The sequence below is a fragment of the Deinococcota bacterium genome (assembly GCA_030858465.1).
Taxonomy (GTDB): domain Bacteria; phylum Deinococcota; class Deinococci; order Deinococcales; family Trueperaceae; genus JALZLY01.
The window spans coordinates 1-2,194 of the sequence record JALZLY010000156.1; the positions used below are offsets into that span (position 1 = coordinate 1).

Genomic DNA, 2,194 nt, shown 5'->3' on the forward strand with positions numbered 1-2,194 from the left:
CGCTCAGCGTGCTCACCGAGCCGCGCCGCTTCGGCGGCGACCTCTCGCACCTCACGCAGGTGGCGGCAGCCGTGTCCCTGCCCATCTTGCGCAAGGACTTCACCGTCCACCCCGCGCAGCTTTTCGAAGCGGCTCGAGCCGGGGCTGGTGCGCTCCTCTTCATCGTCGCGGTCTTGGGCGCGCGCACCGGGGCTTATCTGGAGCTCGCCCGCGCTAGCGGCCTGGACGCCCTCGTCGAGGTCCACGACGAGGCGGAGCTGGAGCTGGCGCTGCAGGCGGGCGCGGACCTCATCGGCGTCAACAACCGCGACTTACGGAGCCTGGCGATCGACCTTCACAACGCCCCCCGGCTCATGCGCCGCGCCCGCGAGGAGGGCTTTTCCGGCCTCCTCGTCGCCGAGTCGGGTTACACTCAGGCCGCCGAGCTGAAGGCGCTCGACGGCCTGGCCGACGCGGTCCTCGTCGGCAGCTCCCTGGCGGGCAGCGGTAACCTCGAGGAGAGCACGCGGCGCTTGCTGGAAGGCTTGTCTTGACCAGAAGGCAGAATAGGATTTTCTCCTGGCTCCTGTATTCTGGCTCCTGGCTTCTATCTTCCGACTCCTGACCTTTAGACTCGAGCCATGACTTCTGAAATTACTCTACGAGACAAGCTCGCCGTCGTTACCGGCGCCAGCAGCGGCATCGGCCGGGCGGTGGCGCTGGCCTTGGCCGGACGCGGGGCGCGGCTCGCCCTCCTGGGCCGCGACGAGGCGCGGCTGCGGGAGGTGGCCGATGAGGCCGGTGGGGAGGGCCGGGTCTACGCCTTCGACCTGACCGACGACGCGGCGCTGGGGGCGTTCAAGGGGCAGGTGGAGGACGAAGGGCCGGACATCCTCATCCACAGCGCCGGAACGGTGATCCTCGGCAGCGTCATGGAGGCCAGCCTGGCCGACCTCGACCGGCAGTACCGGGTCAACCTGCGCGCGCCCTACGCCCTCAGCCAGGCGCTCCTGCCGGGCTTGATCACGCGGCGCGGAGAGCTCGTCTTCATCAATTCGGGCGCGGGCCTCAGCGCCCGCGCCCACTGGAGCCAGTACGCCGCCACCAAGCACGCCCTCAAGGCGCTCGCCGACAGCCTGCGCGAGGAGGTCGCGGACGAGGGCGTCCGGGTCGTCTCGGTCTATCCCGGCCGCACCGCCAGCCCGATGCAGGAGGAGGTGAGGCGCCAGGAGGGGGCGCCCTACCACGCGGCGCGCTTTATCCAGCCCGAGGACGTGGCCGGCGTGGTGCTTCACGCGCTGCTCATGCCGCGTTCGGCGGCGATGACCGACGTGAGCGTGCGGCCACGGGCTGGGGGCTAGGGGCTGGAGGCTAGGGGCTGGGGAAAAGACAGAACCCTGACCCCCGACCCCCGACCCCCAGAACCCAGTCCTCGCCCCGCAGGGGCTATACTCTCCTCATGGCAGACTCTCAAGATTCCCAAGGCCAGCGCATCTTCAGGACCAGGCTCGAGAACGGCCTCAGCCTGGTCTTCGAAGAGATGCCCTGGCTCTCTTCTGTTAGCTTCGAACTGCTGCTGCCGTTCGGCTCGGTGACCGACCCGGCGGGCCGGGAGGGCTCGGCGACGGTGCTCCACGAGTGGATGCAGCGCGGCGCGGGTGAGCTGGACTCGAGAAGCTTTTCCGACGCGCTCGACGCCCTGGGCCTGCGCCGCGGCGGCAGTGCCGGTAGCGAGTACAGCGCCTGGGGCGGCTCGCTCTTAGCCGACGCCCTGCCCGAGGCCCTGGCGCTCTTCGCCCTGATGGTCCGCGAGCCTCAGCTCACCACCCAAGAGTTCGAGTCGGCCAGGGGCGTCGCCCGCGAGGAGCTGGCGTCTTTGGGCGACAACCCGGCGCAGCGTATGTTCCTCATGCTCGGCGAGGAATACTTCGCCTCGGGCCACGGCCGCAGCCCCTACGGCAGCGAGGAGGGGCTGGCGGCGCTCAGCGAAGCGTCGCTGAAGGAGGACTTCGCCCGCCGCGTCGGCCCCGAGGGGGCAATCCTGAGCGTGGCGGGCGGCGCCGACTGGGAAGCGTTGCAGGGAGAGGTCGAGGCCGCCTTTGGCTCCTGGCGGGGGCACAGCGAGCCCTTGCCGGACGTGCGCGTCCGGCCCGCGCATGCTCGCCATGAGACCGCCGACACCGCGCAGCTCCAGATCGGCGCGGCCTTTGGGGCC

3 protein-coding genes are annotated in these 2,194 nt (G+C 70.4%); all 3 read left to right on the forward strand.

Annotation, left to right across the window (positions count from 1 at the left end; genetic code table 11):
- Nucleotides 1-533 (forward strand): indole-3-glycerol phosphate synthase TrpC (locus M3498_07620; protein ID MDQ3459151.1); only part of this gene is annotated, 533 nt, incomplete at its 5' end.
- Nucleotides 534-620: 87 nt separating this feature from the next.
- Nucleotides 621-1,340 (forward strand): SDR family oxidoreductase, encoded by a 720-nt coding sequence (locus M3498_07625; GenBank protein ID MDQ3459152.1) that lies wholly within the window; start codon nt 621-623, stop codon nt 1,338-1,340.
- Nucleotides 1,341-1,438: 98 nt separating this feature from the next.
- A partial coding sequence (locus M3498_07630) for an insulinase family protein (protein MDQ3459153.1) occupies nt 1,439-2,194 on the forward strand: 756 nt, incomplete at its 3' end.